The sequence below is a fragment of the Spirosoma lacussanchae genome (assembly GCF_005870035.1).
In the GTDB taxonomy this organism is placed as follows: Bacteria; Bacteroidota; Bacteroidia; order Cytophagales; family Spirosomataceae; genus Spirosoma; species Spirosoma lacussanchae.
Window position 1 is genome coordinate 36029 of the sequence record NZ_SWJG01000003.1, and the last position, 25523, is coordinate 61551.

Sequence of the window (25523 nt, forward strand, 5' to 3'; positions counted from 1 at the left end):
ATAATGAATGAGGTGGTCTAATCAACGGCGATCAATGAATAGTATGCCCCGGCCTTCAGGCCGGGGCATACTATTCATGATCATAATGAATAAGGAGGTCTAATCAACGGCGACGAATGAATAGGCCCGGTTTTCAAACCGGGTATCGAAAAACGGTCGGCCGGAGCATACCGGAATACATCACAACATCAGAGAAATGGATGTAAAACTTTACAGACCCCTATTCCGTTAGCCAAAGGCAATCCCTCACTGGTTTTCTTCATGAATCGCACTGCCTTCTTTTTTGTTCTGCCTGCCATAATGCTGCTGATTGACTGGTATGTCTGGCAGGCTGTCAAAACCCTCAGCCGATCAACGACTGAGAACACACAGCGTATCATCGCCATGGCGTACTGGGGCTTCACGGGCCTGTCGCTGCTGATCTACGTAGCCATGCAGTACCTGCCACCCGACTCGTTCGGTAAGAACACGCGCACGTTTCTCTGGGCTACCATCGCTATTCCGTACTTTTCCAAAATCTTCGCCGTTCTGATTCTGTTCATCGACGATATCGGGCGGTTCTTTCGCTGGGTCGTGTCGCTGTTCTACAAGCCGGAAGTGCGTGAAACGGTCGTAGATCCTACCCGCCAGACCATACCCCCTACCGACACTATTTCCCGGTCCGATTTTCTGATGAAAACGGCCCTCGTGGTCGGCGCGGTACCGCTGGTGGGCTTTTCCTGGGGAATCCTGTCCGGCGCACACGACTACCGCATCCGACGAGTGAAGTTGCCGCTCAAAAACCTGCCGTCGGGCTTCCATGGCATGACCATTGCACAGCTGTCCGATATCCATTCGGGAAGTTTCTTTAACCGGACGGCCGTTCGGGGCGGGGTCGATATGCTGCTGCGCGAAAAGCCGGATGTCGTATTCTTCACGGGCGATCTGGTCAATAGCCATGCCGACGAAGTCAACGAGTTCATTACGATTTTCGACAAGGTGAAGGCCCCGCTGGGTGTTTACTCGACCCTGGGTAATCACGATTACGGTAAGTATGTACAGTGGCCAAGTGCGCAGGCCGAACGCCAGAACGTACTGAACGTCATTGCCGCTCATAAACAGATGGGCTGGAACATCCTGCTGGACGAACACCGAATGCTCGAACAAAACGGCGATCAGCTGGCGCTCATCGGGGTGCAGAACCTGGGATTTGGGCCAGCCGCACTACGGGCGGGCAATCTGGCCAAAGCGTACCAGGGAACCGCCGATGCGCCGGTCAAACTGCTCCTCTCCCACGACCCGACGCACTGGGATGCCCAGGTACGCCCCCAGTATCCCGATATCGACGTGCAGTTCAGCGGCCACACCCACGGCGCCCAGTTCGGTGTTGACCTTGGCGACGTACGGTGGAGCCCGGCGCAGTATTTTTACAAGCAGTGGGCCGGTCTGTATCAGGAAGGCAATCAGCGGCTGTATGTAAACCGGGGTTTCGGTTATATTGGTTACCCCGGCCGGGTCGGTATTTTGCCCGAAATCACCATTTTTGAGCTTACCAAAGCCTGATGGCTAAAACCACGACCTTGCTCGTTTCGTTACGTTCCTGATTCATCCCAATCAAAACACTCCATGAAAACAATTATCATTACCGGCATCACGCTGTTGACCTCTTTCTTCTCGATGCTGTCGCCAACGAAGCGCGAAGAAACCCGAATCCCGGTTTGCCATGGTGGAAACGACATGTCGGCTATGGCGGCTGATCCGGCTTTCCAGCAACTCCACCGGGCTCCCCTACCCTTTACCTATACCGGCGCGGGGGAGATGATCAAATTCTCGACGCCCGACGGCCAGTCGGCCAATGGATTCCTGCTCAAGTCAAAGAAAGCCTCGAACAAGTGGCTGCTGGTGTATCAGGAGTGGTGGGGCCTGAACGATAATATCAAGCAGGAAGCCGAGAAATTCTACAACGACCTGAGCGATGTGAACGTGCTGGCCGTCGACATGTACGACGGGAAAGTGGCCACCGAGCCGGCTGAGGCCGGTAAACTGATGCAGGGAGCCGACAAAAACCGGCTGACGAGCATCATGAAAGGAGCTATTGCGTATGCCGGTCCGAAGGCGGAATTTGCGTCGGTAGGCTGGTGCTTCGGCGGTATGCTCTCGCTGCAGTCGGCTATGCTGGCAGGCAAACAGGCCAAAGGGTGCGTTATGTACTACGGCCGGCCAGAGCAGGATGTAGAGAAGCTCAAAACCCTTCAAACCGACGTACTGGGTATTTTCGGCAGCCGTGACAAAGGCATCTCGCCTGAGTCGGTGAAGCAGTTCGAAGAGAACATGCAAAAGGCTGGCGAAAAAGTAACCGTCAAGATGTACGACGCGGGCCACGGCTTTGCTAACCCCAGTAACCCCGTTTACGACAAAGAAGCCACTGCCGATGCCTACAAGCTGGCCCTAGGTTACCTGAAAGATAAACTGAAGGCCTAAGAGGCTGTAACCCATCTGCGCAAACCCCGGGGCACTAAACGACTCCGGGGTTTGTTTTTTAAAGATAGAGTAAACCTTTCGCCGGTTCGGTTGTCTAACAGGTAAAGGTTGAACACTAAACGCACTCGACTATGAACACGATAAAACCCATGCCACTGCTAACGGCCCTGATGCTGGTCGTGGTGATGGCTAGCTGTGGTCCCTCGTATGTTGGCGTTCGCACGGCTCCTGCTCCTAACTATGGCTATGGGTACGGGCCTTATTACGGGGTTCGCCCCTACCCGCCCGGCTACTACCGCCGTCCGCCGGTGATCGTACAACGCCGGACCTACGTGGTGCCTCGCGGCCGGTATTACAACAGCCGGCCCTCATATAGCCCCAACGCCCGGAGCAATAACGGCTACCGGGGCAACAATGGCTACCGGAGTAACGGAAACGCATACGGTCGCTCACGCGGACCCAGGTAAGCATAGATAGTGCCTGACAATGGCCAGTACCGACCCCCGCGGGGTCGGTATTTTTTTGTAGTTTCAGACCCATGAAACACAAATACCTGCTTCTGTTTACGGCTCTATGTCAACTACTTATGTGGGTACTGGCCGATGTGGCGCTGGCTGACCACCCCCAAACCCCCCGGGCCAGGGCCGATACCGGGCGCATCGAAAACGCAACCCCGGCCAGCCGGGCCGCCCTGATGGCGGAACTGACGGCCCTCCCCTGCGGCATCACCCCTGCCGATACCAAAGCTATCATTTTCCGGAAAATCAAAAACTACCTGGATCGTTACCAGCCCGACGCGGCTTATCCAGAAGATCGGTATGCCAAAGCCGCTGTCGACTGGGCCCTGAAAGGCGTTTTGGCCGGCGGGTACGGCATCGGGGCGGTACTGGTCGACGGCCGGGGGCATATTCTGCATGGCGCCTACAACCGGCAACGCCAGACCGGTCGGTCAGACCTGCACGGGGAGATGGCGCTGCTGACCGATTTTGAAACCCTACCCCAATTCCGAAAATACCAGTCGAAAGGAAACTTCACCGGGGGCGGCACCACCATCTATACCGAGCAGCTTCGGCTCTACACCTCTGCCGAACCCTGCCCTATGTGTTTCGTTCGGGTGTCGATAGCGGGTGTCGATACGCGCTACGTAACGACCGGGCCCGATGACGGTATGAACGCACGTGCCAGTTGCCTGCCGCCGTTCTGGTACCAGCTTAGCCAGAAACACCCGGTAGCGCAGGCTCAGACGGCCCCCGTACTGCGGCAGCTGGCCCATTGCCTGTTTTATTCGTTCATGTTGTAGGTGCCTGACGCAACCAGACGGGCCTTGTCAACGGGCCAGTTGTACAGATACACCCAGCAGTCGAGGAGAGTACCGTTGCAGACCACCGTAACAACGCCCCGCCTGTACTCATCGGCGGGGTCGGGCGGGTTGCTGACGCCCTCATAATGGTCGAGCTGGTCGAGTATGGTCTTATTTTTGCCGAAGTCATAGACAGAGCCCCGAACCAGGGCGGGGCCGCTGGGATCGTGAACAACACCCGGGTACTGACCGAGGTCGAAGAGCCGTCCGGGCAGAGTGCCATCACCAATGTACTGGGCCGATGCGCGCAGGAGCTGGGCAAACGGGTTGTTGAAACCGGGGCGCAACGTGCCGTAGACGAACAGATAAGTTGGATCCATGTGGCTTGTGAATCATAAATTTACGTTATCATTCAGGACTAATATGCTCCTAATTTCGTTACTGACAAAACAGGTTGATACTATGAAGAAGACAACGTTATTGATAGCCCTGGTGGCTTCGGTTATTTTGGTGGAGGTCCCGCTCGAAACCAGGGCCTCGGCTGGTAAGGTCACTACCGAAGCGGCCATCTTCAAACGCAAGCGTAAAGGCTATAAACCCAAACGGGGCGGCCTGTTCAATACGGGTCTGTTTCGCAAGAAAAACCCCTGCGGATGCCCTAACCACTAGCCGTATCCAGGCTAGCGGATTATGCCGTGGATCCGGTGTTAGCCGGACGTTAACCCGGATGAGTTGTGTTCATTCGTCTTTTTTTACCCGTTCAAAGCGCCCTTCTCCCCGCCTGTCGGCCTCCGGCAGGCCCATTGCCCGCTACAGCATTGGTACCCGAAGCCGAACGTCTTCTGGCCAGCTCTTTTGCCTAAAGTGCTAAGTCTTAGTCAGTAGCGGCTGTGCTGAACCACTGCCCCGTGGTAATTCTTCTGACCAGCACGCTGACTTTGGCGCGTAGTGGTTAATTTTAAGCTTGCCCAATCGGGTAAGCAGAACAAAACGGGCCAGTTATCTGAAAAGGCGTTTAGCGTAAACGAATGACAGCAATTTCCTGCGGAATCGATTTTGGTACCTCCAACTCAACCATCGCCATCGACCAGGGCGGTACAATCACTCTGGTACCGGTCGAAGGATCACACCTAACTATTCCGAGTGCTATTTTTTTTCGGCGCACCGACAACCGGGCGCTGTATGGGCGGGCCGCTGTCAACGCCTTCTTCGACCGGCAGGACGGCCGGTTTATGCGAAGTCTGAAACGGGTGCTGGGCACGTCGCTCATGAAACAGGGTACGCAGGTCAACGGCACGCCCATGAATTTCAGCATTATCATCACCGCTTTTCTCCGGCATTTGAAAGATAAGGCCGACGCCCAGGCGGGCAGCAGTATCGAAAATGTGGTGATGGGTCGTCCCGTTCACTTTGTCGATAACGACCCCTCGGCCGATACCCAGGCGCAGGCCGAACTGGAAATTATTGCCCGCCGGATCGGATTCAGACATATTGATTTTCAGTACGAACCAATTGCGGCTGCCTTTGCTCACGAAGTCCGGATCAGCGGAGAGAAACTAGCCATCGTTGCCGACCTGGGCGGAGGTACGTCTGATTTTACGGTAATTCGGCTATCGAAGCAGTACATTCATAAGCCCGACCGGTCGTCCGATATTCTGGCTAATACCGGCGTTCGGATTGGGGGCAACGATTTCGATAAAGCGCTGAGCCTGGCGGGGATCATGCCCGAGCTGGGGTACCGCACTACCTACGGCACCAAACACCTGGAGGTGCCGCTCAAGCCGTTTCATGATCTGGCCGAGTGGAGTAAGGTAAACTTCCTCTATACCCCTAAAGTATTGATGCAGACGCGGCAGCTGCTCCATGAGTCGCACGATAAGCCACGTTACCGGCGGCTGGTATCGGTACTCGAGCAGGAAACGGGACATATGCTGCTGGCGGCCGCCGAAGACGCTAAAATTGCCCTGTCGGACGAGCCGTCTCACCAGGCCCACTTCGATTTTATCGAGCCGGATTTTGTATTACCCATTGGTCGAAGCCTGTTTGAAGAGGCTATCGACGAACAGGTTGAGCAGATTATGGATTCGGCCCGGGCGTGTTTGCAGCAGGCTGGTGTGGGGGCGGCCGATATCGATTTGGTTATCCTCACCGGCGGCTCTACCGAAGTTCGGTCGGTGCAGGCAGCCTTCGGTCAGCTGTTTCCAAAGGCCGACATTGCCGATCAGAACAAACTCTCCAGCGTTGGCCTGGGCCTGGGCTACGACAGCCACTACAAATTCGGGCAGCCCCGACAATCGGTTAGCCTATCCTGATAGGAAGACAGGTTGGAATGAAAGAAAAATTGTGCTAACTACAGATTCAGCAGCGCTTTCAGCTTGTCGTAAAAGCCCGTGTCGCGAAACGTAAATCGTTTGTGCAGGATGTAGTTGCTGATAAAGCTGAGCCCCATCCCAAAGACCTGCGAACCCAGTTTATTCAGGTTGACGGCTTTCACCGAAAACGGAATCAGGAGGGTGAACGGCTCTGCCCGGCTGACCGAAAAGTCGTAGAGCCAGGACGCCCCGTAAACGGTAATCAGGCAGGAAACGATAGAAACCATCGTGAACTTGATGGCTTCGCGCTGAGTCTGGGCCGAGTTGCGGGCGTTGAAGGCAAACAGCTTGGTGAGCACAAACCCGACCAGAAAAGCGACGATGTAGCCAATAAACAGGGCCTCGCGGTAACTGACCCGAAACCACTCCTGCAATAAACTGCCCGCCAGCAGCTGCACCGTGGCTCCGATAGCCGCCACAATAAAATACGCTAGAACATCCCGGCGGTTAAAAAGCTCACTTGCCATAACGAAGCGGGAGAAGACAAGTGAACGAACGAAAAAAAGTCATTAGCACTCGGTTATAAATCATTACTAGTCAGGCTAACTAAGCCCGTTGTGGTGCCGATAAACATTAGATTGTGAGTGACAGGGGCCGTCTCTTCACCCTGTTTATCGCTGCCACCAGTCCATTGACGGGACAAACTTAGTAAGCTAACCTCAATTCAGAGCCCTATGTTTCCTGCTTTTGCCGACCCGTAAAGCAATTTGCCCCCCTTACGCAGCTTGTCAAACGCCGGCGCCGGGTAGCCGCATTGGTTAGACGGGATGAGCGTTACGAACCCACAACCCGCCGGTGAATTCATCTCATATCGGTTAACAGAAACTGAGCCCAACGGGAAACTTACCGCTCATCTGGCCGTCTCAGTGCTGTTGCGTCCGGATCGGCACGGTACTCGCCTACCCGCCTGCCAAAGCTGATCGTTTTCTGAATAGCCCGAATGATCCGGCGGCAACCCCGCCAGCGATGCTGTACATCATCACCGGCGCGCTGAACGAGTACAGAAAATGAGGTTTATCAGCCACTTATAGCTATATGCACCCAAAAGAGACCCGGACGCCCGGCGCGTCGCCCAAAAAAGTGTACAAAACACCCAGGCTGAAAACGCTGGGGAGTGTCAAAAAACTGACCCTAAAAGTAGGGTCCAATGTCGATGGTTTCGGCTCATTTGGATAGCCCTATAACCGGCCGCAACCCACCTGAACTTTCCCGCTTCTTTACGAACATGTTCTTACAGTCTGATACCCCTGTTCAACTCGTGTCGAGCCAGTCATCGTCTGTTCTTGGCGAAGAAACCATTGTTTTGCAGTACGAGGCCGGTATGTATTACGAGCTGAACGAAATGGGTGGGTTTATCTGGTCGCTGCTTCAGGCCAGCAAGGGAATGACGGTCGGGCAGATCCGACAAAAACTGCTCGATGAGTTCGAAGTCGATGCGGTGGTGTGTCAGCAGGAGTTAACGCAGTTTCTGGATGATCTGCTTCGTGAAAAGCTTATCGAGGCTACCGCGCCTGCTCCGTAAGTTCCGGGCGTTTGGAGTCAACCAGCGGCTGCCGACTGGCCAGATGGGGCTGGTTGATGTGATTAACGGTTCGGCGGCCCAACCTGCCCCCGGAACAGGATCAGCTGGTGCCCAGGCGATGATACTGGCTTACCTGCCCGGAGCTGACGTACTGGTATAATCTAGAAAAATAGTAAAATAGAACAATAAAAAGAGAGACAGGCCCTTATCCGCTCAAATGACATTAATAAATTGTAAAAATCTGTTTCTCAGCTTACTTTTTCGTATCTTTGCGGTTTGAAACAGAGGAGTATGCAATCCATCCGCAATATAGCCATCATTGCCCACGTTGACCACGGCAAAACGACACTGGTCGACAAAATTATTCATGCGTCGAAGCTCTTTCGGGACAATCAGGAATTTGGCGACCTGATTCTCGATAACAACGATCTCGAACGCGAACGGGGTATCACCATCGTTTCCAAGAACGTATCGGTGCGGTACAAAGACGTTAAGATCAACATTATCGATACCCCGGGCCACAGCGATTTCGGCGGTGAGGTAGAGCGCGTGCTGAAAATGGCCGACGGCGTTTGTCTGCTGGTCGATGCCTTTGAAGGGCCGATGCCGCAAACCCGCTTCGTGCTGGGCAAGGCGCTGGCGCTTGGTCTCAAACCAATCGTGATCGTTAACAAAGTCGACAAAGAAAACTGCCGGCCCGACGAGGTTCACGAGCAGGTGTTCGACCTGATGTTCAACCTGGGCGCTACCGAAGACCAGCTCGACTTCCCGACCGTTTACGGCTCGTCGAAACAGGGCTGGATGGGACCGGACTGGAAAACACCGACCGACAATATTACCTACCTGCTCGACACCATCGTTGATACCATTCCGGCAGCACCGATGAACGAAGGGCTGCCCCAGATGCAGATTACCTCGCTCGACTATTCAGCCTTCGTAGGTCGGATTGCCATCGGCCGGGTGCATCGCGGTACGCTGAAAGAAGGCGCCAACATGGCCCTGGCAAAAGCAGACGGCTCGATCAAGAAAGTGAAAATCAAAGAACTTCAGACGTTTGAAGGACTTGGTAAACTGAAAGTAGCCGAAGTAGCCTGCGGAGACATCTGCGCCGTAACGGGTCTGGAAGAGTTCGAGATTGGCGATACGCTGACCGATATCGAAAACCCCGAAGCGCTGGATCGAATCTCGGTCGATGAGCCGACGATGAACATGCTCTTCACGATCAACAACTCGCCCTTCTTCGGTAAGGAAGGTAAGTTCGTGACCTCGCGTCACCTGCGTGACCGCCTGTACAAAGAGATCGAGAAAAACCTGGCCCTGCGCGTTGAACCCACCGACAGTGAAGACCGCTTCCTGGTTTATGGCCGGGGTATTCTTCACCTGTCAGTCCTGATCGAGACCATGCGTCGCGAAGGATACGAACTACAGGTCGGTCAGCCACAGGTGCTGTACAAAGAAGACGAAAACGGTCAGAAACTGGAGCCGATCGAGACGCTGGTCGTTGACGTTCCCGAAGAAACCGCCGGTAAAGTAATTGAGCTGGCTACGCAACGGAAAGGCGAACTGCTGATCATGGAGCCGAAGGGCGACCTGCAACACCTAGAGTTCGATATCCCGTCGCGGGGGCTGATCGGACTGCGTTCCAACGTGCTGACCGCTACTTACGGGGAAGCCGTTATGTCGCACCGGTTCAAGGAATACCAGGAGTTCAAAGGACCTATTCCCGAGCGGATCAATGGCTCGCTGATTTCGATGACCAGCGGCACCGCTACGGCTTATTCGATCGACAAACTCCAGGATCGGGGTGTGTTCTTCATCGAGCCGGGCGACGAAGTTTATACCGGTATGGTGATCGGCGAACACAACCGCCAGAACGACATCGTGGTGAACGTACAAACCGCCAAGCAGCTGACCAACATGCGCGCGTCGGGTTCGGATACGAACGTGAAGATTGCGCCGAAAATCGCCCTGTCGCTGGAAGAGTCGATGGAGTACATTCAGAAAGACGAGTATCTGGAAGTTACGCCGAAGTCGATGCGGATACGCAAGATCTTCCTGGACGAGAACGAGCGCAAACGGAATCAGAACAAGTTTGCCATGGCCTAAGTCATCAAGCCATTCCTACATAAAAAAGGGAGAACCACTGTGGTTCTCCCTTTTTTATGTAGCTGATTATGTAGGTTCGCCAATGACTGTATTCTTCCAAAGGCGTTCTTTTTAGCCTCTTAAGCTCCATACCTCGGAGGAAATGGTTGACCACTGCCGACGTGTTGAAAGCCGGTTTTATCCTCTTTGGAGGCATGGAAGCCGAAAATCTGATGCGTGAGTGGGTTTATTCCTGACCTCCTCAACAGCCATTCAAGACGGTTTGATGAGCCGGAAGGTCAGCGTATTCCGTAACTGATCGGGCGGGGCCGTTGTCGAGCTGACGTCATTATACGTAGCCTGAATCGGATTGGTGTGAGCGGCCATAAAAGCCGCCTGTCGGCGCGTATACTGGTAACCTGTAGCGAAGAGCGCGAGGCCACATACTGCCATAATAAACTTCTTCATATTCGTCGAGTAGTGATGCTAGTTGCTGGCAACTATGTAAAGCAACGCATAGTTACAGATATTGTTTCTTTAAAATGACACACCGGCCCGAATGGTCAGGCGATTATACAATCTGGACTCATTCCGGCTGATTACGTCACCGCTAATCGGCTTCTGCACAAAAACATACTGACGTTTATAGCCAACGGTCAAAATAAAGGCCGAATTGGCTGGTCTGCCCAGACGCAGGCCCAGGCCGGGATTGAGCATCAGCCCTCCTTCGGTCTCGTAGCCCGTAGACCCCTGGTGCAGCCACGCGAATCCGTAGCCCGCATCGGCCATACCGAACAGGCGTACGTTTTTGCGCGGATGCCGGACAAAATCGAACCGGATACCGGCCCCAACGGGCATCAGCAGAGCCGCCCGGTACCAGTCGATGCCAACCACGCCACCAACGGCCAGCTGTCTGGTTAGCTGAACACCGTTAAACGTCTGCGCCGTGAAGCTGACTTTATTCTCGACCGTTACGTCGGGACCAGTGGCTGTCTGGGTGTAGGCTACCCGCCCAAACAGGCCGCCCAGCTCGGTATAATTGACAAACGGTCGGCGGGGTAGATCGATCTGGGCCGCTGCCGGAGCACCCAGCAGCCCGATCAGACCCGCCAGGCCTATGCCTGTAATGAATTTCATGGTGGGATGGGGTTAGTAATAGGAGGGAGCGCTAACCGGAATCCGGCTCAGCAGCCGCAGCTGGCGCGGGTTGCTATAATCGTACTGATAGAAGCCGTCTTTACCAATCATCAGCAGCGATTTGCTGGCCGACACCCCGCCCATCGGGATTACGTCGTAGGCGTTCATGCCCTCCAGGTGTTGAAGCTGGTTGCGGTCAATGGCGAGCGGATCGCTGGCGTTGAACGATTTGAGGCCGTACGCACCTTCGCAGATGAACAGGTTCGGGTAATCGATACCCAGTCCGTGCGGATTGCGCATGGGGTAACTTTTGATCAGACGCGGGTTGGTCAGGTTCGAAATGTCGACGACGTCGAGCTGGTTGGTGAATCCCTGGCAGGTGGTGCCCGAGCGCAGCGTCACGTAGGCAATGTTATCGTTCACGACCACCGGATCGCAGACGCGGGCGTGCTGAAAGACCGACAACTGAACCGGCTTTTCGGGGTTGGCATTGTCGTAGATATACATGCCCGACTGCGAGCCAATGAACAGCTTGTCTTTATAGGGGAAGATGGTTTCGATACCCCAGCCCATCTGAATTTTATGGCCCAGTTTTGGCTCGGCCGGGTTCTGGATATTGAACAGCTGCATATCGGAGTTGCTGACCGCGTAGAGGTAGTTGTCGTAGAGGGCAAACCGCGCCATCGAGCCGGCTACACCGTTGGAGGGATTGGCGGCTTTGGTAGCATCGAAGCTGGCCGTCTGCGCAAACAACATGACAGGCCATCCCCATCCGCGCCAGAATCCGTTAGGCGTAGGCTCTTCTTCGCAGTTGGTCGAAATGGTTTCGGTTACGTAGTCTACTCGCTGGTCGTAAACCATATCGTTCTGGCTGTTATACGACCAGTAGCCACCCTCAAACATGCCGCTCGGAAACACATTGGCCAGGCGCGTAACGGGCCGGATAGCGGCCAGGTTGCTGATGTCGAACGTGACCAAGTCCATGTAGCTGTCGGCGTAGAGTATGTTGTCCCGGATGGCGATGTCGCCGTTGCCCGGCACGCGCAGAAACGCGACCGTTTTGGGAGCCGATGGGTTACGGTTGTCGATGAGGTGGATACCCTCTTTCAGCTCGTTGATGAACAGGTAGCCATCTTTCGTGTAGATTTTGCCGGGCTTGACCAGCGCGCGGGCCGCTTCGACGCCAACGCCCTGTCGAATCTGGGTGCCGGTAAACGAAACGGGAGTGTAGCGCCGGTAAGTGCGGGTTTCGCGGCAGTTGTCGGTGCAGCTGGTCATGGCCAGCCAGGGCAGGATCAACAGGAAGAGTAAAGGTTTCGGTTTCATAGAAGGGATGGATATCAGGTTTATAACCCCCATGACTCTGAACCCAATAGAACCGTTGGAACCGACTGGAAAATAAATTGCCCGGCTGTCTTTACTACGGCCGGGCAATCGTAATCTTACACAAAAAGTACAGAAATCATTGTCGTTTAAACTCGTAGGTCGAGCCGTCGGCTATGGTAGCGCCTATCGGCTGTCGTTCGTACAGAAACAGATGGCCATCCCGGAATGAGTAGGGCTGGGCGGTCTGTTCGTCCGGATAAAAAATTGCCTGTTTTTCGGCGGTGCTGCCAGGGTTGCTGCCCGTATAATACCGACCGCTTTGCTCGGGTTGCGGACTGGTGCCGCTGATTACCCGCCGATAGGTACCATCGGCATTAAAGGTCAGCGTTTCGGAGCGTCCGGTCTGCGCGGGAGTAACACTCAACTGGGTTAAGCCATAGGTAGTCCGAACCAGCGTCCAGGTACCCGGCAGCTGGCTATCAATCGGGTCAGCGCTCTTCGTCTGCGTACAGGCCAGGAGCGTACCGAGCAGAAACAGGAACAGAATCAGGCGTGTCTGTTTCATACCGATCAGCGTTTTTCGAATACCAGTACCCCACTTCCGTTTTCCTGCGTATAGAACAGCCGCAGCCGGTTCTGGCTGGTCAGTTCATAGCGCGTAACTGCCTGCAGCCGGTTGAAATAGGTTAGCTCGAACGCCAGTGCTTCGGGTGGTCCGGCGCGTTTGGTGCTGGACACGGGACCTATCGTTATGTCGGCAGCAGCGGGGTCTTTATACGTCAGAGTTGTCGTATACAGGTTAACCGACGACTCGCCCGACAGCCGGAACGCCTTGTCGGGCTCCCGTTCCCAGGTTTGCAGACCGCGCTCGATCAGGAGCGTTACCGGATAATCGGCCTCGATCAGCGTCCAGTTTCCGGTCAGCTGCTCCGCGTTGGCGGGAAATACGGTGTCTTTGTTGCCCTCACAGCCCGAAAATGACATGGTCAGAGCAGCGAGGCATACGAATACCAGCGCTTTCATGGCTATTGTGTTTTGTCAAACTCCAGCACGCCCGGCTGCGGAGTACCGAAGTACAGCCGGAGCCGGTTGGTGCTGGTGATGTCGAAACGAACTACGGACTTCAGGTTCTTGAAATACACGTCTTCAAACTGCATGGCATCGGCCGAACCTGCCATTTCGGTAGTACTCAGCCGCGTAACGATCATCATCCCGTCCAGCGCAGCCGACATTCGACCGTTGTAGGTGTTAATCGCCGACTTACCACTTGTTATGAACGGGGTTACATCGTCGGGTGGGTTGGCTGTATCGAGCGCCAGCTGCAACGTTACCGGGTAGGGCGACGCCGGTTCGCGGAGTTGCCAGGTTCCTACCAGCTGGGCCACGTTCTCGGGCAGTACGTGTTCACCCCGTTGGCAGGCGCCGATCAGCAGCCAGGTTAACGACAGAAGGATAAGCGATTTCATGCAGTAAGCCCCCGGTTAGGGAGCCGTTTGGGTCGGGTCGGCGATTTTACCGACAAAGAGTACGGTGCCGCTCGTTTTCTCGTGAATGACGAATACGAACGGCCGGTCGCAAAGATACGACAGGGGCGCTGACGTGACCGAGATGCCACCGGTCGTGACGGCTGCGGCTTCTGTGCCTTTTTCATCAACCGCCACAAACGTATTCTGTTTAACAAAGCTCAGCAGCAGCCCGCCATTGGCGTTTATCTTCGTAAAATCGGCCCGATCCGTAAAGGCGGTTGGCATACCCATCCCCGTCAAGACATCGTTCAGCTTGATTTCATAGCTGAGGGTGAATTTAGGCAGACCAATGTCGATAGTGCCGCTGGTCAGTTCGCTCTGGAGGCTGGTCCAGCTGGCGCCGTTCAGCGACTGAATCAGGGCATCGGCAGAGGTGTTCTGACTGGGTAGCAAAACCGTCATGGCGTAATTGCCGGCGCCGTAGGGCAGCTCAAACGCCGTGTAGGTTGGTTTGAAGGCCCGGCGCAGGTTGGTGTTAAGCCGCATCATCCGAACGGTGCGCTGACCGCCCGATGCCAGCGTAAAGGGCGCATCGATGGTCTGGTCCGGCTTGAACTCCGTTTTCCAGTCGCCTTTGAAGTACAGCGCATTCATCAGAAACAGCACGTCCTGATCCGAAATCTGGTCGATCACCTTCGGAATCCGGCCGTTGGTTTTCTGACTGGCCCAGCCGTTGATCTTACCCACGGTAGCCGGACTGGTAAAGTCTTCGACCTGAGCTTCGGCCCTGAACGACTGCTTCAGCAGGTTTTGAAACGAGGGTTCGACGGGAAAGGTGTTGCGGCTCCAGACCGAGTTGGCCAGCGCCAGCGTCACCTTGGGGTCAACGGTGGGTAGGTTTTCCATCAGGTTCTGGTAGGTAGCGTTGGCCTCGCTGAGCGTCTGAGCGTCGAGGTTCAGCGTTTTCTGGATTTCCTGAGCCGTTTGCCCGTTGGCGCCGTTCAGAATCATACCCAGGGCCATGTGCAGGCTTAGTGGCGATACGAACGTATTGGTGGCGGTTCCTTCTTTCAGGCTTACGCGTTTGGCAAAATCGAAGGCAAAGCGGTTTGTTTGATCGGCAAAGGCGGCCGGCACTTTCAGCTGGCCAGTCTGATTTTGGGTATCGGGGGCCAGCGTTGAATCGGTACAGCCAATCCCCAGCAGCACAAAGCCAGCCGTGGCCAGGGCAAGTGTTGAGAATGAGGTCGTTTTCATAGCTAACAGGGGTTAGGGGCAGGCATCTGGTCATATACTGATCAACCCGATACCGGCCAGGTTCATACTTACGGGCAGTCGCCGAAAGCCTCGCGTTGCTGTCGGAGGGCGTTGACCAGCGGCTCGAACCCCGGAATGGTCTTGCCAAACGGAAAGGTAACGCGATGGCGACTGTCGTTTTGTTCCAGCTCGATGTACTCGGCCCCGCCGTCGGCGCAATCGGGGCAGCCGATCACGTTCGGCTGTTTACGAAACGCATCGAGGTCAGCCGCAGCCGCGCGCAGGCTGGTCCAGTCGGCCGCGCTGATGGTTCGTTCGCAGGTTTTGTCGGGCGTCTGGGTTTGCGAACGGGTTCCGCCCTGGGTAAGGGTAACGCTGGTGCCGTTGAAGACATACTCTTTGCGGCAGCTGTTGCCTACGCACATGCCGAACGAGGTGCCTGTCCGGATCATGATTGGGGCTGTTTCGCTAAGCGGCTGCTCCGCTACGCTCGAACACTGACCGAACAGGAGCGCCGATATAAACGCGGTTACAAGTAGCTTGATCATGGCTCAGTTCAGAAATGATAATCGACACCAAACGTCATACCAGTCGAGGTTGGCCGGGTCTGTATGGGTGAGTCGACGGGCGTACCGGGGCTCAGCGAGGGCTGATAAACCCCCGCCACCGAGGCCGACCAGCGCTGCGACGGGCGGTAGCGGAACCGGGCTCCCATCGTGGCCGCCAGCGATACGGGTCGGTACAGGCCGTCTTTTGCCGTTATAACCAGTTCGTCGGCTACGGTGTTCCGAACAAAGATGTTGGTGAGCAGACCACCCAGCAGGGCCATGCTCAGCCGTTTGCGCGGCCGAAGCTGGTAACCGACCTGCATCGGAACCTGAATGTACTGATAGTCGTTGGTAACGGCCTGGCTGTTGCGGATATCGTAGTTATTCGGATCGGCGGCCCGGTTGGCGCTCATCAGATTGTCATAGGCAAACTGGGCGGTGCTGCCATTCTTGGTGGCCGAGGGCTGGCCCAGCTGACTCCGCAGCAGATCGGTGTAGAGCGAGCTGGTACCGACTACGGTGGCCGCACTGCTGGTGTTGTTAACCATCTGTAAACTATAGACGTTAGCGGGGCGGGGGCTGTCGACCGTCGACCGACCGGCCAGGTACCCCACGCCCGACTCCAGCGACCAGTGTTCGGTGAGCTGAAGCCCGGCCGCAGCCTGGTAGGCAATCGAGAAGTTGGCCCGGCTCGATACCGTTGGCGAGGTTGCGCTGGCAGCCACACCCGACATCCGCACAACCGACGGAATCTGCGTCGATACGGCCGGGTCGAACGCGCCCGGCATCACACTGACCGACGCCCATAACGACCGCTCCGCCCGTTTCGTGGTTTGCTCGAGCGGCCTGTCGTCGGCCGGGTCGGCGGGCCGGAACCAGACAATTCGTTGAATCGCGCCCGGGCCGCGGAGCTTCAGCCCCCGGCCTTCGAGCCGATCGTAATTCGCCGAAGCCAGCTGGTCAGCCGATGCGGGATTTGCGGACTGGATGGTAGACTGACGGTCAACCGCGTTGGCGGGCATCGGACTGGCTGTCAGGGCCAGAGCCGGTGGGGTAGTGCCGGTAGTTGCTTGCCCTGCCGCCAACTCCGGACTGTCCGTCTCCGCTACGGAAACGCCTGATGCTAACCGGGTAGACCGAGCAAATCGCTGCGGTCTCTTCAGCGCCAGCGTCGGCATCTGACGGGATAATCGACGACCGCCGATCGATCCTGTTGGGGCCGGTTCAGACGCGGCTGATAAGGTAGGTTGGTCGGCCCCGGGCTGGTCGGCCCCGACTGGCGAACTGGCTGGCGCGCTGGTCGATGCAATACCGTCTGTTGCCGAACCGATACCGGAAGGCTGACCCGGCTGCTGGCGGTTGGGCTGCGCCGTCGGGGTAGCCGGAGCCGCCGACTGACGGGTGGCGACGGACTCGCTGCTCTGCCCGGTAGGTATGACCCACCAGCCCACCAATACCAGCGCCACGGCGGCTGCCAGGCCAGCGGCCCAGCCAAAGGGACGCGACAGGGCCGGTCCCGCCCCCCAGAGTGGGACGATGCCGGTTGTATCGGACTCGTCCAAACGCCGTTCGATAGCATCCCACACGCGGGGTGGGGGTGCGTCGTCGGCCTCGTCGAACACCTTCCGCCACAGATCGTCCGGTATGTTTCGTTCGTCACTCATTCTCTATGCTGTTGTTCATTCAGATTGGCCGGCCTTCGGCGGTTCGGCCATCCTGTTGTAGTTTCTGTTGAAGAAGGCTCCGGGCCCGTGCGTACTGTGATTTTGAGGTTCCCTCGGCAATGTCGAGCATGTCGGCAATCTCCGGATGATTATAACCCTCAATGGCGTACAAATTGAACACCGTCCGGCAGCCCGGCGGCAGTTCCTGAATCAGTTCCAGCAGGTATTTATAGTTCAGTGTCGGCAGACTCTGGTCGGCCTGGGGTAAAACAGGAGCCAGCTCCTGCACGTCGGCCGCATGCTCCCAGGGTTTTTGTTTCCGGATGTGCTTAAGCGCCGTATTGATGACGATCCGCTTCAGCCAGGCCTCCAGCGGACACTCGAACCGGAACGAGTCGATGTGCCGAAACACTTTCACGAACGCATCCTGCAACACGTCTTCGGCCTCGTCAGGGTCCTTGACGTACCGTTTGCACACGACAAAGAGCTTCCCGGCAAACCGCTCATAGAGCTGTCGCTGTACAATCCGGTCCTGCCGACGGCACCCTTCGACTAATGCATATTCATCCTGCATATCAACGCTGACAATTCCAAAGACCCGCTGCTTTAGCAAACGGTTGGAAGTCAGGTAAAATTTTTTGTCTTCCTGTCAAAGCGGTAAGTTGGTCACCCTGATCCCTTATATACCCATCGCGCCTGGCGAGCAGTGGCTGTCTGTCAGGCAGATTGACGGAACTATGTATATTTGAAACCCTTACCCTATATGCCTTATTCTTCATGAATCGTCGTGATGCACTGCGTTATTCTCTGGGCCTCGGCGTAGCTGCGCTGTCCTGGCCTGCGCTGGCAACAACCGCTGCCAGCCGCTTCAACATTGGTGCCTGCGACTGGTCCATCGGTCCGCCGGGGTCGATCGAGGCCTTCGCCGTAGCTCGTCAGATCGGTCTCGACGGCGTGCAGGTCAGCCTCAACATGGCCACCGACCATGAACATCTCCGCAAACCCGAGGTTCTGCAGGCCTATAAAGAAGCTGCCCGGCAGGCTGGTGTCGGTTTTGGCGGGCTGGCCATTGGTCTACTGAACACTATTCCGTACAAGTCAGATCCCCGAACCGACATTTGGGTGCAGGATAGTATCGACGTGGCCCGGGCGCTGGGGGTCAAAACCGTATTATTGGCTTTTTTCTCGAATAATGATCTGCGTAATGACAAAAAAGGTCAACAGGTAGTTATCGATAAATTGAAAGCAGTAGCTCCCAAGGCAGAGAAAGCAGGTGTAACGCTGGGCATTGAGTCGTGGCTGTCGGCGCCGGATCATCGGGCGCTGATCGAAGCCGTGGGTTCACCGGCAGTAAAAGTGTATTACGATGTCTGCAACGCAACGGTAGAGGGCTACGACATTTTCAGGGAGATGCGCGAACTGGGTACCGACCTGATCTGCGAAGTACACCTGAAAGAGAACGGCTTCCTGCTGGGCAAAGGCAAAATCGACCTGGCCAGGGTTCGCCAGACGCTCGATGAGATCGGCTACACGGGCTGGCTTCAGATCGAAGGAGCCGTACCGAAAGGGCAACCGATTCTGGCCAGCTACATCGAAAACAACCGAACCGTCCGAACCCTGTTTGGCTAGTTGTAGAGACGCGACCCATCGCGTCTCTTGGCCGGATGGTATGGCTGGCGCATAGGAGACGCGATGGCCGGGGCGCCAGTGCGGTCGCGTATCTACCTGTCCAGATGGTTCAGGGTGATGCGCATGTAGGGCGGTCGCGGTTCCTTGATTTGAATCTTAACGTACGTATGAAAATAACGTTTTCCGAATCTCTTTTTCCGGTTGTGCTGGTTGCGAGTTTGCTGACCGTAGCGACGCCGGTTGTTCAGCCGAAATTAACGACGACTGCGGTTCCATCGGCCGAACCCAGCCGACAGCACAGCGTTGTGGTAGGCGACGATTCGAGCCGCCTGTATTTGCCCGACGACCTCGAAGCGACGCTGTGGGCCGAATCGCCGATGTTTTACAACCCGACCAATATGGACATTGACGCCCGGGGCCGGGTGTGGGTTACGGAAGCGGTCAACTACCGGAAGTTCAACAACAAGGCCGACCAGCGCCTGAACCACCCGGAAGGCGAGCGCGTCATCATCCTGGAAGATACCAATGGCGACGGCAAGGCCGACGCGAGTAAGGTGTTCGTTACTGATCCGGACCTGGTATCGCCCCTCGGCATTGCGGTTATCGGCAACAAGGTTATCGTTTCCTGCGCGCCCAGCCTGGTGGTATATACCGACGAAAACGGCGACGATAAGCCCGACCGCAAAGAGGTGCTGCTGACCGGTTTCGGTGGCCTCGATCATGACCATGCGCTCCACGCCCTGGTAGCCGGCCCCGATGGTAAGTACTACTTCAACACGGGCAATGCCGGGCCGCACGTGGTCACCGACAAAGACGGCTGGACACTCCGCTCGGGAAGCCTTTATGTTGGCGGTACGCCCTACAACAAAATCAACCACGGTAATCAGATTAGCGACGATGGCCGCGTCTGGGTGGGTGGGCTGGCCATGCGTATCAACCCCGATGGGTCGGGCCTGAAGGTGATGGGTCATAATTTCCGCAACAACTACGAAACCGCCCTCGACTCGTACGGCAACATGTGGCAGAACGATAACGACGACCAGGTGGTGGCCTGCCGAACGAGCTGGCTGATGGAAGGAGGCAACGCGGGCTACTTCAGCAGCGACGGCACCCGCTACTGGCAGGGCGATCAGCGCCCCGATCAGTCGATCCAGACCGCCCACTGGCACCAGGACGACCCCGGCGTGATGCCCGTAGGCGATATTACCGGCGCGGGTTCGCCCACGGGGGTGGTTGTGTACGAAGGCGACGAACTGGGGCCTGCCTACCGGGGCATGTTGCTGAGCGCCGAAGCGGGCCGGAACGTGATATTCAGCTACAAACCCGACGTCTGGGGAGCCGGGTACCGCCTGCCCCGCACCGACTTCATCAGCACCTTTCCCAAAGTAGACGAGAATTACAAATGGAACGATAAGACCAGCGATACCCGCAAGTGGTTCCGCCCCAGCGACATTGCCGTAGGTACCGACGGGGCTCTTTACATTGCCGACTGGTACGACCCCGTTGTGGGTGGTCACCAGATGCAGGACCAGCAGGGCTACGGGCGTATCTACCGGATAACTCCGCGCGGGCGTCGGCTGAGAGCGCCCCGGCTCGATTTACGCACCACCCAGGGGCAGATTGCCGCGCTGCTCAGCCCGGCCGTGAACGTACGGATGCTCGGTTTCGAAGCGCTCAAACAACAGGGCGACGATGTGATCGAACCGGTAAAAGCTCTGCTGTCGTCGGGCAATCCATACCATCGGGCGCGGGCAATTTTTATGATGGCGCACCTGGGCTCCGAAGGCCAATTCGAAGTTGAACGGCTCCTCAAAGCTGCCGATGCACCCATGCGGATAGCCGCCATCCGGGCCCTGCGCAGCATCACCCCCGAAAACTCCAGGTCCAACCCGGGCCTGACTACCTCGCAGCGGGCGTTGCTGCCGCTGTTGGGTAACCTGTCGCTCGACCCCAGCGCGGCTGTTCGGCGCGAGGTGGCCATTGCCATCCGGGATGTACCCTATACCGATTGCCGCTTCATACTCCTGAACCTGGTCAAAGGCTACGACGGGCAGGATCGTTACTACCTGCATGCCCTCGGCATAGCCGCTGGCGGAAAAGAAGAAGCCCTCTTCGCCGATCTGCGTCCGACCCTGCCCCCAGACCCTACCCAGTGGGATCAGCGCGTAGCCAGCCTCGTCTGGGAGCTGCATCCGGCCTCGGCGGTTCCCCTGCTGAAAAAACGCGCCGAAGCCCAGACGCTCACCGCCGACGCCCGGCGGCAGGCCATTACGGCACTCGGGTTCATTAACGACAGGTCGGCTGCCCTGACCATGGTTGAGCTGATCAAATCGCCGGAGAAAGACGTGGCCGACCAGGCCCGCTACTGGACGGGCTTCCGGCGCGGTAACGACTGGGCCTCGCTGCTGAACTGGGATGAGGTGATGCCGGTGAAACTATCGGCCGATGAACAAAAGATGCTGGCCAAGCGGCAAATTCTGCTGGACGAGTACAAGAGCGATGCCGAAAAGCGGAAAGTAGCGATGGAAATGGCCCGTACGGCGGCCGGTGGGCAGATACTGGTTGGTCTGGCCGCTGACAAAAAATTGCCCGACAACCTGCGTACCTACGTAGCCGATGCCATCCTGAAAAATCCCGACCAGAGTGTGCGAACCATGGCGAAGGAATACTTCAGCCGCCGGTCCGCGCCCAAACCAGCCGCCCCCGCAGAGACCGCCAGTGCGGCTTCGTCGGTGGCTAGTGCGCCGTCGGCCAGTCCGGCCAGTAGCGAGTCGATTACCCAGATCGCCATGCTGACCGGCGACGCCAGATCCGGGCTGACGGTTTTCAAAAACAACTGCTCAACCTGCCATCGCTACAAGCAGCAGGGCAACGATGTGGGGCCCGAACTTACCCAGATTCATCAGAAATTCGACAAAAATGCCCTGCTCGACGCCATCGTGAACCCCAGCGCCGGGATTGCCTTTGGCTACGAACCCTGGCTCATCACGACCAAAAAAGGGCAGACCTACTACGGGTTTCTGGTGAGCGATGGGCAGCAGTCGGTTGTCGTGAAGGGGGTGACGGGACAAAAACATACGGTTCCAACCGATCAGGTCTACTCGCGCCGACAGTATAAGACGAGCCTCATGCCCGACCCCAAAGCGATGGGCCTTTCCAATCAGCAACTGGCTGACCTAACGGCCTTTCTGCTTAAGCAATAGTTGTTGTGGTTCGGCCGGTCTGGCAGATCAGGACCGGCCGGGCTGTACATTTGATCTACCGGTTACTCAGGTACATTTCGGAATAGCGTGTCGATTTTGACTAGGGTGTTACCTTAATGGATATTTTATCATAATATATTGCTCCAAGTTACTTTTTGGTGTAATATTTGGTGTAAAATCCTTTTATAGGTATTCGCTTTATTCAAAATGAAAAATTTTTTACAAGTTGGCAGCGGACTGTGGTTGCTGGTTGGGTTGCTGTGTGCTAACACACAGGCTCATTCGGCGGCTTCGACGCCCGGGCTGCAGCGAGTAAACCTCTCGATACAAGCGACTGGCGTGGTTAAACCTATAACCATGGCCGCGCCACAGGACAGTCTTGTCAAGCCAGTCGCCGACACGACCGGCCTGTTGATTACCCAGCTATCGACCCAGGCACTCTGCCCCGGCGGTTCCCTACAGATTTATTTCTCGGCCGAAAAACCGCTCTCCGCTACCGGCGTCGTTACGGCTGACCTCATCAACCGGCGTAGCACGACCGTCGTGAGTATTCCCGTAAGCGGTACCGCCAGCCCGCTCCGGCTAACCGTACCGGATACGCTGGTACCGGGTTCGTACCGGCTGCGGCTACGGTCGGCAAATGCAGCTGGCACCTACGCGGGGGCTATCAACATCAACCCGTTGCCGATTGTCAACCTGCGCGGATCAACGACCATCCGCCGGGGCGAACCGGCCGTTGTTACGCTCGACGTAACCGGCATTGGTCCCATCGCTATCAACCTGAGCGATGGAAGTCAGGTACCGACCGAGGGGCTGGAACGGACCATATTCCGACCGGTTAGCCTGTTTCCCGACACGACCACCACCTACCGGGTTACCGGTCTGGCTTCGGGCTGCGGCACGGCGGGGACTATCAGCGGCTCAGCGGTGGTTACGGTGCAACCCAGTGTACGGATCGACTCGCTGTCGAGCTACCGGTTTTGCGGGGGCGATACCATCCGGGCGTATCTGTCGGTCGACTCGGCTGCGCTCGGGACTAATCCGGCGGCCTGGGCGTTTTTGATCGGGCCACCCACCAGCGCTACCGGTAACCTAGGCTCATATACCGGCTACGGAACGGTGCTCAGCATCCAGAACCGGGTTATGACGGTGGTGCTGCCCGGCCCGGGGCAGGGCGATATCTATTCGGGCGTTTATGCGGTGCAGGTTCGCTACCCTGACCGGGCCGAACAGGCGCAGTTCGGCGTTGTTCATAACCGGCGGGTTCATGTCGGTACGGTGCCCAGAGCCATCCTACCGGCCAATTTCAGTACCGAGCTGGACAAACCCCAGGGCATTAACTTCCAGGTTACGGTAACGGGCGGACGCGATTACGAGATCACCCTGTCCGACGGTACCACCCGACGCGTCAAAACCGACGAGGATTTCTATTCCCAGGTAGCCCGTTTCGACCTGTTTGTCGACAAAACTACGACCTATACCGTTCGGTCTGTTCGCAACAGCTGTGGCGTCGGCACCACCGAGGGGCAGGTAACGATCAACGTTCGCCAGCCGGACCAGCGGGTGCTGTACCTGAAACGACCCGACAGTCTTTACTGCCCGGGGAGCCTGCTGCGGGTAAGTTTCGGTCTGTCGGGCACCTATACGGCCGCTAACCGGTTCCGGCTCGAACTGTCGGACGGCCTGGGTACATTCTACGGTAACTATGTCGATACGGTTCGTACGGCGGCCGATACGCTTCAGTTCCGGGTGCCGCAGGAGGCCAGTTTCTATAAGTTACGGCTGGTAGCTACCGACTCGGGCGTGGTCAGCAACGAGACGGGCTTCTACGTATCTGAGTTTGCCCCAAAGGCAACGCTGGCTATCACCCCCGACGATCGACGGGCGGGTTATACCGACGGCGTTACAACCGTAGTGCTGCCGGGCGCATCGGCCGAGCTGGTGCTTGGCTTCCAGGGGCAGCCGCCGTTCCGCTATGAACTCTCCGACGGCACCAAAGGCCAGACCAACGCCACCTTCGTATCGCTGAAGCGGTTTCCGCAGACATCGGCCACATATTACCTCAAAACCCTGACCGACGGCTGTAGTACCGCGCCAGCCAGCAATACCGTATCCCTGACCGTACAGCCGTTTCTGATGCAGATGGGAACGATAAACAGCTACGCCTGCATCGGTAACGAACTACCCGTCCCGATCATAACGGCAGGGCGCGTTCCGGACAGCGCCACGCTGGTTGTACAGGCCGCTACCGACAGCGCCACCGGAACCTACCGCGACCTGCCAACGGCCGGTTTGCTGCCCGGCCTGCGGGTAACGGTAGATACCGCCATGATCGGGAAAAACCTGTTTCTGCGTGTGGTTGCCAAAACCAGTAGCCTGACGCTGACCAGCCTGCCCACAGCCAACCCGATAACCGTTCGAAGCGCGCCCAACGTTACCCTGACCACGCCCGACGGCCAGACCGCCGTTCAGCTGGAACCCAATCAGACCAGCGCCGAACTGAAAGTGGCCAGTAAAGCCCGGGATGTGTTTTCGGTACGGCTGAGCGATAATCAGCTGCTCGACGGGTTTGCCAACGGGAGCCTGTTTGTGGCGCCCGCCAGCACCACGGCCGCCAGTACGTTTACCATTCAGCGCGTATACAACGTCTGCGGATACGGTACCGCCACGGGACAGGTACGGGTGAGCTACAAACCCGGGCTGCGGGGGCTGACCGCTACCGATAGCCTGCTGTGCGCCGGTAGTTCCTGGACCGTCGGGTATGAGCGGGTAGGGGAGCTGGCGGCCGATAACCGGTTTGTGTTCTCCCTGCGCGACAGTACCGGCCAGCTGACCCGGCTATCCGAAACAACGGCCGTTCAGGGCCAGCTGACGCTGCCGATTCCGAGGGTGCAGAAAGCGGGCTCGTACTCGCTGCATGTCGAAGCTACCTCGCCAGCGCTGACGCTGGTCAACACTGGCCCCAGGCTGGTAGTTCGGGCTCTGCCCACCGCATCGATGACCGGCACGGCCAGTGTCATCAAAGGAGACTCGGCGGAGGTGAGCGTGGCGTTGACCGGCAGCGCCCCCTGGAGTTTTACGGTGAGCGGGCCGGGCGGCAACCAGACCCTTACGACCAGTCAGTCGCCCTACCGCATTCGCATTCGGCCCGATACCACGGTTACGTACTGGCTGGCGGGGGTTTCGAACGGTCAGTGCGGTACGGGTATCGCCAGCGGCACGGCTGTCATTACGGTAACCATCCTGACCGCCAGCGAACCGGCGCTTCCGCTCTCGGTATCGGTCTACCCGAATCCGACTAGCAGCTACCTGCGCATCAGCGGCCAGTGGGAGGGCGGCCCGGCCGTAACGCTCCAGCTGATCGACGCATCGGGGCGGCCGGTGCTGGATGAGTCGGCGGGGCGCTCGTTTGGGGCTTTCTCGCGCGAGGTCGATCTGAGCCCATTCCCGACGGGGGTTTACCTGCTCCGGATCCGGGTAGGCGACCGGACGGAGGTTCGGCGGGTGGTAAAGCAATAGCTGATTAAACCCTTTGGCTCGAAACGGTATCCTAG

Annotated in this window: 24 protein-coding genes; 12 read left to right on the forward strand and 12 right to left on the reverse strand. The window is 57.1% G+C overall.

Annotated elements, in window-relative coordinates; translation table 11 throughout:
- Positions 1-261: 261 nt before the first annotated feature.
- The 4 genes from FBR45_RS13400 to FBR45_RS13415 all read left to right on the forward strand — a co-directional run bounded on the left by FBR45_RS13400 (position 262) and on the right by FBR45_RS13415 (position 3760).
- Entirely contained in the window at positions 262-1542 is a 1281-nt protein-coding gene (locus FBR45_RS13400) for a metallophosphoesterase (protein WP_138503172.1), read from the forward strand.
- Between the two features lie 63 nt (positions 1543-1605).
- On the forward strand, positions 1606-2460 hold the full coding sequence (locus tag FBR45_RS13405; protein WP_138503174.1) for a dienelactone hydrolase family protein: 855 nt from the start codon (positions 1606-1608) through the stop codon (positions 2458-2460).
- Positions 2461-2591: 131 nt separating this feature from the next.
- Positions 2592-2927, forward strand: a complete 336-nt coding sequence (locus FBR45_RS13410) for a hypothetical protein (protein WP_212748628.1) — start codon at positions 2592-2594, stop codon at positions 2925-2927.
- Between the two features lie 71 nt (positions 2928-2998).
- Positions 2999-3760: a cytidine/deoxycytidylate deaminase family protein gene (locus FBR45_RS13415; RefSeq protein WP_138503176.1), complete on the forward strand. Its 762-nt coding sequence runs from the start codon at positions 2999-3001 to the stop codon at positions 3758-3760.
- Here the strand turns inward: FBR45_RS13415 and FBR45_RS13420 are convergent.
- Entirely contained in the window at positions 3742-4140 is a 399-nt protein-coding gene (locus FBR45_RS13420) for a gamma-glutamylcyclotransferase family protein (protein ID WP_138503178.1), read from the reverse strand. The two genes, FBR45_RS13415 and FBR45_RS13420, sit on opposite strands and share 19 nt — an antisense overlap.
- Before the next feature lie 82 nt (positions 4141-4222).
- On the opposite strand from FBR45_RS13420, the gene FBR45_RS13425 reads away from it, so the two are divergent.
- Complete coding sequence (locus tag FBR45_RS13425) at positions 4223-4429, forward strand: hypothetical protein (protein ID WP_138503180.1); 207 nt, start codon at positions 4223-4225, stop codon at positions 4427-4429.
- 359 nt (positions 4430-4788) lie between these two features.
- Positions 4789-6072, forward strand: coding sequence for an Hsp70 family protein (locus FBR45_RS13430; protein WP_138503182.1), 1284 nt, complete (start codon positions 4789-4791; stop codon positions 6070-6072).
- 38 nt (positions 6073-6110) lie between these two features.
- Here the strand turns inward: FBR45_RS13430 and FBR45_RS13435 are convergent, their stop codons facing one another.
- Positions 6111-6599 (reverse strand): GtrA family protein, encoded by a 489-nt coding sequence (locus tag FBR45_RS13435; protein WP_077924194.1) that lies wholly within the window; start codon positions 6597-6599, stop codon positions 6111-6113.
- 568 nt (positions 6600-7167) lie between these two features.
- Here FBR45_RS13435 and FBR45_RS26370 point away from each other — a divergent pair.
- The 3 genes from FBR45_RS26370 (at position 7168) to typA (ending at position 9760) form a co-directional block, all read left to right on the forward strand.
- Positions 7168-7308, forward strand: a complete 141-nt coding sequence (locus FBR45_RS26370; RefSeq protein WP_171044889.1) for a hypothetical protein — start codon at positions 7168-7170, stop codon at positions 7306-7308.
- A gap of 49 nt (positions 7309-7357) precedes the next feature.
- Entirely contained in the window at positions 7358-7654 is a 297-nt protein-coding gene (locus FBR45_RS13440; RefSeq protein WP_138503184.1) for a PqqD family peptide modification chaperone, read from the forward strand.
- Between the two features lie 291 nt (positions 7655-7945).
- A complete protein-coding gene (typA, locus tag FBR45_RS13445; protein WP_138503186.1) occupies positions 7946-9760 on the forward strand; it encodes a translational GTPase TypA in 1815 nt (604 codons plus the stop codon).
- 252 nt (positions 9761-10012) lie between these two features.
- Here typA and FBR45_RS13450 read toward each other — a convergent pair whose 3' ends face one another.
- From FBR45_RS13450 to FBR45_RS13495, 10 genes are all read right to left on the reverse strand, one after another.
- Complete coding sequence (locus FBR45_RS13450) at positions 10013-10207, reverse strand: hypothetical protein (protein ID WP_138503188.1); 195 nt, start codon at positions 10205-10207, stop codon at positions 10013-10015.
- A 69-nt stretch (positions 10208-10276) separates the two neighbouring features.
- Positions 10277-10876 (reverse strand): hypothetical protein, encoded by a 600-nt coding sequence (locus tag FBR45_RS13455; protein WP_138503190.1) that lies wholly within the window; start codon positions 10874-10876, stop codon positions 10277-10279.
- Between the two features lie 12 nt (positions 10877-10888).
- Entirely contained in the window at positions 10889-12202 is a 1314-nt protein-coding gene (locus FBR45_RS13460) for an LVIVD repeat-containing protein (RefSeq protein ID WP_138503192.1), read from the reverse strand.
- Positions 12203-12338: 136 nt separating this feature from the next.
- Positions 12339-12767: a hypothetical protein gene (locus FBR45_RS13465; RefSeq protein WP_138503194.1), complete on the reverse strand. Its 429-nt coding sequence runs from the start codon at positions 12765-12767 to the stop codon at positions 12339-12341.
- A gap of 5 nt (positions 12768-12772) precedes the next feature.
- The gene (locus tag FBR45_RS13470; protein WP_138503196.1) at positions 12773-13225 is read right to left on the reverse strand and encodes an META domain-containing protein; all 453 of its coding nucleotides are present in this window, start codon (positions 13223-13225) and stop codon (positions 12773-12775) included.
- 2 nt (positions 13226-13227) lie between these two features.
- Positions 13228-13668, reverse strand: a complete 441-nt coding sequence (locus FBR45_RS13475; RefSeq protein WP_138503198.1) for an META domain-containing protein — start codon at positions 13666-13668, stop codon at positions 13228-13230.
- Positions 13669-13683: 15 nt separating this feature from the next.
- Entirely contained in the window at positions 13684-14925 is a 1242-nt protein-coding gene (locus tag FBR45_RS13480; RefSeq protein ID WP_138503200.1) for a serpin family protein, read from the reverse strand.
- A 68-nt stretch (positions 14926-14993) separates the two neighbouring features.
- The gene (locus FBR45_RS13485) at positions 14994-15473 is read right to left on the reverse strand and encodes a hypothetical protein (protein ID WP_138503201.1); all 480 of its coding nucleotides are present in this window, start codon (positions 15471-15473) and stop codon (positions 14994-14996) included.
- Positions 15474-15481: 8 nt separating this feature from the next.
- Positions 15482-17137, reverse strand: coding sequence for a hypothetical protein (locus FBR45_RS13490; protein WP_138503203.1), 1656 nt, complete (start codon positions 17135-17137; stop codon positions 15482-15484).
- A gap of 19 nt (positions 17138-17156) precedes the next feature.
- A complete protein-coding gene (locus FBR45_RS13495; RefSeq protein ID WP_138503994.1) occupies positions 17157-17711 on the reverse strand; it encodes an RNA polymerase sigma factor in 555 nt (184 codons plus the stop codon).
- Between the two features lie 203 nt (positions 17712-17914).
- Between FBR45_RS13495 and FBR45_RS13500 the strand changes: the two genes are divergently transcribed.
- The 3 genes from FBR45_RS13500 to FBR45_RS13510 all read left to right on the forward strand — a co-directional run bounded on the left by FBR45_RS13500 (position 17915) and on the right by FBR45_RS13510 (position 25488).
- The gene (locus FBR45_RS13500; RefSeq protein WP_138503205.1) at positions 17915-18766 is read left to right on the forward strand and encodes a sugar phosphate isomerase/epimerase family protein; all 852 of its coding nucleotides are present in this window, start codon (positions 17915-17917) and stop codon (positions 18764-18766) included.
- 167 nt (positions 18767-18933) lie between these two features.
- Positions 18934-21969: a PVC-type heme-binding CxxCH protein gene (locus tag FBR45_RS13505; protein WP_138503207.1), complete on the forward strand. Its 3036-nt coding sequence runs from the start codon at positions 18934-18936 to the stop codon at positions 21967-21969.
- A gap of 207 nt (positions 21970-22176) precedes the next feature.
- Complete coding sequence (locus tag FBR45_RS13510) at positions 22177-25488, forward strand: T9SS type A sorting domain-containing protein (RefSeq protein ID WP_138503209.1); 3312 nt, start codon at positions 22177-22179, stop codon at positions 25486-25488.
- Positions 25489-25523: the final 35 nt, after the last annotated feature.